6 protein-coding genes and 1 tRNA gene are annotated in these 6,433 nt (G+C 71.8%); 1 reads left to right on the top strand and 6 read right to left on the bottom strand.

Annotated features, from left to right (window positions below; genetic code table 11):
- Positions 1–111 precede the first annotated feature (111 nt).
- The 4 genes from ACYVJ3_RS13385 to ACYVJ3_RS13370 all read right to left on the bottom strand — a co-directional run bounded on the left by ACYVJ3_RS13385 (position 112) and on the right by ACYVJ3_RS13370 (position 3,908).
- The gene (locus ACYVJ3_RS13385; RefSeq protein WP_460853517.1) at positions 112–1,434 is read right to left on the bottom strand and encodes a TIGR04338 family metallohydrolase; all 1,323 of its coding nucleotides are present in this window, start codon (positions 1,432–1,434) and stop codon (positions 112–114) included.
- A 62-nt stretch (positions 1,435–1,496) separates the two neighbouring features.
- The gene (locus ACYVJ3_RS13380; protein ID WP_460853516.1) at positions 1,497–2,111 is read right to left on the bottom strand and encodes a hypothetical protein; all 615 of its coding nucleotides are present in this window, start codon (positions 2,109–2,111) and stop codon (positions 1,497–1,499) included.
- Positions 2,112–2,218: 107 nt separating this feature from the next.
- Positions 2,219–2,291: transfer RNA gene (locus ACYVJ3_RS13375), tRNA-Lys, on the bottom strand.
- Between the two features lie 66 nt (positions 2,292–2,357).
- A complete protein-coding gene (locus tag ACYVJ3_RS13370; RefSeq protein ID WP_460853515.1) occupies positions 2,358–3,908 on the bottom strand; it encodes a phytoene desaturase family protein in 1,551 nt (516 codons plus the stop codon).
- Between the two features lie 61 nt (positions 3,909–3,969).
- Between ACYVJ3_RS13370 and ACYVJ3_RS13365 the strand changes: the two genes are divergently transcribed.
- Positions 3,970–4,935 carry a pirin family protein gene (locus ACYVJ3_RS13365; RefSeq protein WP_460853514.1) on the top strand — a complete coding sequence of 322 codons (966 nt, stop codon included), beginning with the start codon at positions 3,970–3,972 and terminating at the stop codon, positions 4,933–4,935.
- Between the two features lie 3 nt (positions 4,936–4,938).
- Here the strand turns inward: ACYVJ3_RS13365 and ACYVJ3_RS13360 are convergent, their stop codons facing one another.
- Positions 4,939–5,613, bottom strand: a complete 675-nt coding sequence (locus ACYVJ3_RS13360; protein WP_460853513.1) for an HAD family hydrolase — start codon at positions 5,611–5,613, stop codon at positions 4,939–4,941.
- A gap of 37 nt (positions 5,614–5,650) precedes the next feature.
- Complete coding sequence (locus tag ACYVJ3_RS13355; protein WP_460853512.1) at positions 5,651–6,415, bottom strand: ZIP family metal transporter; 765 nt, start codon at positions 6,413–6,415, stop codon at positions 5,651–5,653.
- Positions 6,416–6,433 lie beyond the last annotated feature (18 nt).

Genomic DNA, 6,433 nt, shown 5'->3' with positions numbered 1-6,433 from the left:
CGCTCCTTGCGGGTCAGCGTTGCTTAGACCGATGGATTCCGCGGCGTTGCAACCCATGGGAAGCGCAGGTTTCCCTGCATACCTTGGGAAACCTGCAAGCGCGGCCCCGGACTAACCGGCGGCGCCGAGCTCCTTGGCATCCGACAGCCGGGCACGCTGGGCCGCGGCGTCGCCGTGGAAGGCCGCGCCGGGCGCGCTCTGGGCCGACGAGCGACGGTCGGCGCTCCAGGTGCCGCGGATGTTGTTCTTGCGCAGCGCCTCCCTGAAGTGGTCGTGCACGTCGACCTCCTTCTGCCGCAGCGCGAGCGCTGTCTCGCTCGACCCGGTGGTCGAGCCGGCTCCGGTGGTCGAGCCCGTCGAGACCCCGGCCGCGGCGAGCGTCGCCTCCCGGGCCTGCTGGAGACGATGACCGATGCGGGCGGCGTACGCCTCGTAGAACGCGAGGCGCGCGGTGATGGTGGCGACCGGCTTGACCACCTTGCGGCGCGTACGTCGCTCCCGCGTCACCGTCACGTCACGCTCGCCGGAGCGCAGGTAGCGCTCGCACTCCGCGACCATCTGCACCAGCAGCGACTCGTAGAGCGCCTTGGTGACCTCGATGTCGCTGGGGAAGCCGTACATCGTGACGGCGGTGGAGTCGTGGCTGATCGTGCACCGCAGGTCGTTGGTGTGGGCGATGTTGAGCAGCAGCCGCACGTAGCGGGCGAGGCCGCGCTTGCCGGGCTCGCCGATCCGGTAGTTCTCGGAGCCCGGCTGCTCGCGCTGCTCCTGCCGGGCCGTGTGGGCGCGCGCGACGGCCAGGGCGATCGAGTGCCGCGTGGCCAGCGCCTGCGCCTTGGTCAGGAAGGCGTCGCGCTCGTGGTCGTTCGCGGTGCCCTCGGCCTGGCGGAGCAGCTTGGCGATCTTGGCCAGGTTGCCCTCGTCGGCATCGTCGTCGACCTGGTCGAGCCCCTGGGCGGCATAGGTCAGGTGCAGCAGCTGGGCGAGCACCGGGTTGCCGATGTCCTCCAGGAGCCGGAGGTACGTCGTCCTGAAGTCGGCGCCGTGGTCCAGCGCACCCGACAGGTGGTGGGTGAGCTCGTGCAGCACCACCAGGCCGCGCAGCGCCCAGCGACCACCCACCTCGAACGGCGGCACCGCGATGGTCGGTGGCTCGGGCGTGTAGATCGCCTTGGTCCGCCCCTGCCGGGCCCGGACCCCCACCCGTGCCTGCTCGCGGCCGGCGTAGTCGCAGCCGCGGTCGCGCAGGTGCGTGAGCACCTGCTCGACGTACCTCCCAACGGCCTCGGGATCGGTGAACCGCGGCTCGACCTCGGCCTCGTGGACCGCGCCGTCGACGGAAATCGTCGGCCGTTCGGGCGTCACCCGGTCCAGCCAGGTCGCCAGCTGGTCCTCGGCGGCGTACACCGCGCTCTTGTCGGGGTCCGAGGTCATGGGAGCAGTCTGCCGGGCGTCACCGACATCACCGCGCCGACCTCACTCGCCTGTGAGTGAGCTCAGGGCTCCCACAGGTCGAGGGTGACCCCGGCGAGCTGGTGGTGCCCGTCGAGGAACAGGTCGACGGCGAACCAGTCGAGGCACGAGTCGATCGAGCGGTCGCGCGGCTCGATCGAGATCCGGGCCAGTCCGCGGAAGGCCCTCGGCGCGCGCACGAGCGGGCCGGCACAGTGGTGGCGCGGACCCACGGAGACCTTGAACCCTCCCTGCGCGTGCTGGATCTCGTCCAGCGCCGACAGCAGCCCGGAACGGCCGAACGCTCCCTTGGCGGGGAGCTTCCAGGCGTCGGGCTCGGAGGCGTGCGCCGGCGTGAGGGTCCGCGTCGGCCGGCCGAGCCCGATGCGTACGCCGTCACGCGGGTGCATCGTCGTCCACGTCGATGCGCTCGGCTGGAGCGCGAACCGGATGAACCTCCGCGCCGCCGCGGCGTCGGCGCCCCTTGCCGGCGTCCGCTGCGGGTGGGCGGAGGGGCTGCCGGTCGCGGTGGGCGTTGCGACGGTCGCCTGCGCCGGCTCCTGAGGCGATGCCGGGGGAGGGCTGGCGTCCTTCGGCGTGCACCCGACCAGGGTGAGCGCGCCGATCAGCCCGAGTGCCGCCCAGCTGCTCGCCCGCATCGAAGATCCTCTCGCCGGGGCCAGTGTGGGGCCTCGGCGCCCGCGCCGACCGCAGAAGCGCGGAAAACGTCGAAGGGCCCGGTCTCTCGACCGGGCCCTTCTCCCTGTACGCCATCACGGACTCGAACCGCGAACCCGCTGATTAAGAGTCAGCTGCTCTGCCAATTGAGCTAATGGCGCTCGGGGGTGTTCCCGCAGGAACGAGAAAAGATTACACCGTGGCGACAGACCGCCAAAATCCGGGTGTCACCGCATCTCCAGCACCGCTTGGGCCGCGTTGTGGCCGCCGATCCCGGAGACGGCGCCACCCCGTCGAGCGCCCGATCCGCAGAGCAGGACCGCCGGATGGTCGGTCGCGACACCCCAGCGGTCGGCGGCGGTGGCGAGCGCCGCCCGCGCCGGAGCCCACGGCCACTCGAGGTCGCCGTGGAAGATGTGCCCGCCCGGCATCGCCACGTCCCGCTCGACGTCCTGAGGGATCTTCGCCTCGATGCACGGCTCGCCATCGGCGTCGCGCGCGACGCACGACATCAGCGGCTCCGCCAGCACGGCGTCCAGCGACTCGATCGCCCGCTCGACCGCCAGCCTCTTCGCGCCGGCCGGATCGGCGGCGAACAGCCGCGCCGGCGTGTGCAGGCCGAAGTAGGTCAGCGTGTGCGTCCCGCGAGGCACGTCGCCGAGGATGGAGGGATCGGTCAGCGAGTGGCAGTAGACCTCGCCGGGCAGTCGCGTCGGCACACGACCGGCCGAGGCCTCGGCGTACGCCGTCTCGAGGTCGGTCCAGGTCTCGTTGAGGTGCAGCGTCCCGGCGAAGGCGACCTCGGGGGAGACGCCGGAGCGCAGCTGCGGGAGCCGCGAGAGCAGCAGGTTGATCTTGAGCTGCGACCCCTCCGGCTTGACCGACTCCTCGTGCGCGCCGCCGCGCAGCTCGTGCAACACCCACGGTGCGACGTTGGCGAGCACGAACCGCGCCCGCGCCGCGTGCGCCTTCCCGCCGGCGATCCAGCGCACCTCGGGATCCTCGGAGATCGAGGTGACCGTCGCCCCGGTCGTGATCGTCGCGCCCGCGTCGATCGCCGCCTTCTCCAGGGCCGTCGTCACCGAGCCCATCCCGCCGACGGGCACGCGCCACTCTCCGGTGCCGTTGCCGATCAGGTGGTAGAGGAAGCAGCGGTTCTGCACCAGCGACGGGTCGTCCAGCGACGCGAACGTCCCGATCAGCGCATCCGTCGCCACGACGCCGCGCACCACGTCGTCGCGGAACCTGCGCCGGATCGCCTCGCCCAGCGGTCGCTCGACGAGCTGGTCCCAGATCCACGGCGCCACCTGCTCGCGCAGGTCGGTGACGCGGGGCAGGGGCGCGGTGAGCGTGGGTGCCACGACCGCCGCCAGCCGAGCGACGTCGGTGTAGAAGGAGCGCCATGCGGCGTACTCCTCGTCGGTGCGCGTCAGCCGCAGGAAGCCGTCGCGGGTCGCCGGCCCCTCCGTCCGCTCGACGAGCAGGCCGTCGGCCTCCTCGCCGCGGAAGTACGGCGTGTACGACGCGGTCGCGCGCGAGGTCAGCTCGATGTCGAGCCCGAGGTCGGCCACGATCGAGTCGGGGAGCAGCGAGACGAGGTAGGAGTAGCGCGACAGCCGCGTCGGGACCCCGCGGAACGCCTGTTCCGAGACGGCGGCGCCGCCGGTCCGGTCGAGGCGCTCGAGGACCAGGACGGAGAGCCCGGCACGGGCGAGGTACGCCGCCGCGGTCAGTCCGTTGTGTCCGGCACCGACCACCACGACGTCGTACGACTCCATGCAGCGACCCTAGACGGAACAAACCCCGGCGCCTTATGGTTGACATGTCAACAACTACGACATGGAGATGATGACGATGCCCGCGATCACCGTCGACGACCTGACCGTCCTGTCCCGGATCAAGGCGCCCGGTCTGGGTGACCAGCCGCGTCCGGTCCACCAGGTGACGACCGCCCCCCAGGGCTACGAGGGCGAGGGCTTCCCCGTACGCCGGGCCTTCGCGGGCATCGACCAGCGCCAGCTGGACCCGTTCATCCACATGGACCAGATGGGCGAGGTCGAGTACGCGCCGGGCGAGCCCAAGGGCACGCCCTGGCACCCGCACCGCGGCTTCGAGACCGTCACCTACATGATCGACGGCGTCATGGACCACCAGGACAACCATGGTGGCGGCGGCTCGATCACCGACGGCGACACCCAGTGGATGACCGCTGGCGCCGGCATCATGCACATCGAGGCCCCGCCGGAGTGGCTGGTCAGCAAGGGTGGCCTGTTCCACGGCATCCAGCTCTGGGTGAACCTGCCTCGCGACGCGAAGGCCAACAACCCGAAGTACCAGGACATCCACTCGCGCGAGGTCGCGCTGCTGAGCACCCCCGACGCGGGCGCGCTGGTGCGCGTGATCGCCGGCGAGGTCGACGGTCACGCCGGCCCGGGCAGCACGTTCACCCCGATGACGCTGGTGCACGCGACCGTCGAGCCGGGCGCGCGGCTGGAGCTGCCGTGGCCGGTCGAGTACAACGCGCTGGTCTACGTGCTGTCCGGCAAGGGATCGGTCGGCATCGACAAGCAGCCGATCGAGATGGGCCAGACCGCCGTGCTCGGTGCGGGCGACTACCTCACCGTCGAGGCGGCCGGCACCCAGGAGTCGCGCAGCCCCAGGCTCGACGTGCTGGTGCTCGGCGGCAAGCCGATCCGCGAGCCGATCGCCTGGGCGGGGCCGTTCGTGATGAACACCAAGGCCGAGGTCATGGCGGCGTACGAGGACTTCCAGAAGGGCCGGTTCGGGCTGCCGATCGGGCAGTGACCGTCAGCGGTTGAGCGCCGCCGCGAGCGCCTCGTCGAGGTGGTCGAGCAGGTCACGGCAGTCCAGCCGTACGCCGGCGGCGCCGGCCTGCTCCAGCTCGTCGCGCCCGCTCCCGCCCGTCAGCAGGCAGATCGTCGGGATCTGCAGCCTGGCGGCGGCCTCGACGTCCCAGACCGAGTCGCCGATCATCACCGACCGCCCGGCGTCGACCTTCTCCAGGGCGGTCGCGATCAGCTCGGGGTCGGGCTTGGACTCCTCGGCGTCCTCGCTGGTCGTCCAGTCGTCGGCATGCTCGTCGGCGTCGAGCAGGTCCAGGGCGTGGCGGGCGTGCTCGGGGATGCTCGAGCTGGCCAGCACCACGTCGAGCCCGCGCTCCTGCAGGGCGCTCAGCAGCTCGCGTGCACCGTCGACGAGGCGGGCGTCGTCGATGAGGGCGTCGTACGCCTTCTTCCAGCGGCGACGGATCTCCTCGCCGTGCTGCTGCTCGACGTCGTCGCCGGCGACCGCGGCCACCAGGCGGTCCCCGCCCATCCCGATCGAGCGATGGATCGCGAAGACCGGGACGTGCCGGTCGAGGACCGCGTCGAAGGCCTGCGCCCACGCCACGGCGTGGTGGTAGTTCGAGTCGAGCAGCGTGCCGTCGATGTCGAGGACGACGGTGTCGATCGGGATGTCCATGCGCTGCCGGTTCCCCGGGACGCGCACGGGATGCGGGTCAGACGCCGCCGGCGGTGACGATCGCGTCGGTGAGGAAGCCGGCCATCAGGCCGACGACCATGCCCACGGCGAGCAGGTCCGTACGCCGGGCGCGGGCGGCCACGCCGACCAGCTGGATGACGACGTACAGGATCGAGCCCGCGGCCAGGGACAGGAAGATCACGGCGACGACGTCGCTGGTCCACTGGTAGCCGATGAGTGTGCCGGCCAGGGTCGGACCGCCGCCGATGGCGCCCAGGAGCAGCAGCCGGCCCCAGGTCGGGCGGGTGCCGCCGGCCAGGGGAGCGGTGATGCCGAAGCCCTCGGTGGCGTTGTGCAGGCCGAAGCCGACGACCAGCAGGACCGCGAGCGCGATGGCACCGGTGGCAGCGGCCTGGCCGATGGCCAGGCCCTCGGCGAAGTTGTGCAGGCCGATGCCGATGGCGATGAGCATCGAGAGCTTGGTGGGGTCGAGCTCGGCGGGCATCCGGCGCTCGTAGCCGACGAGGGCGAGCAGGCCGACGGCCAGGCCGGCGAACATCAGGAAGGCGTAGCCCAGGCCCGTGCCCCACTCGGGACCGCCCTCGGCGGACAGGGCGAGGTCGGCGGGCTCCCAGGCGGCGGACAGGACGTCCCAGACGAGGAAGACCAGCACGCCGACCGCGACCGCGTTGAGCAGCGCACGCAGCACCGGCGCGGGCTTGGTCAGCCGGCCGATCGGCAGGCCGAGCAGGATCGTGCTGCCGGCGATCAGGCCGAGGATGAGGGTCTTCTCGAAGCTCATGGCCTGAGGTTAGGGATA

The sequence above is a fragment of the Nocardioides montaniterrae genome (assembly GCF_054782655.1).
The sequence above is the reverse complement of the archived record's forward strand: the minus strand, read 5'-3'. Positions and strand labels throughout refer to the sequence as shown.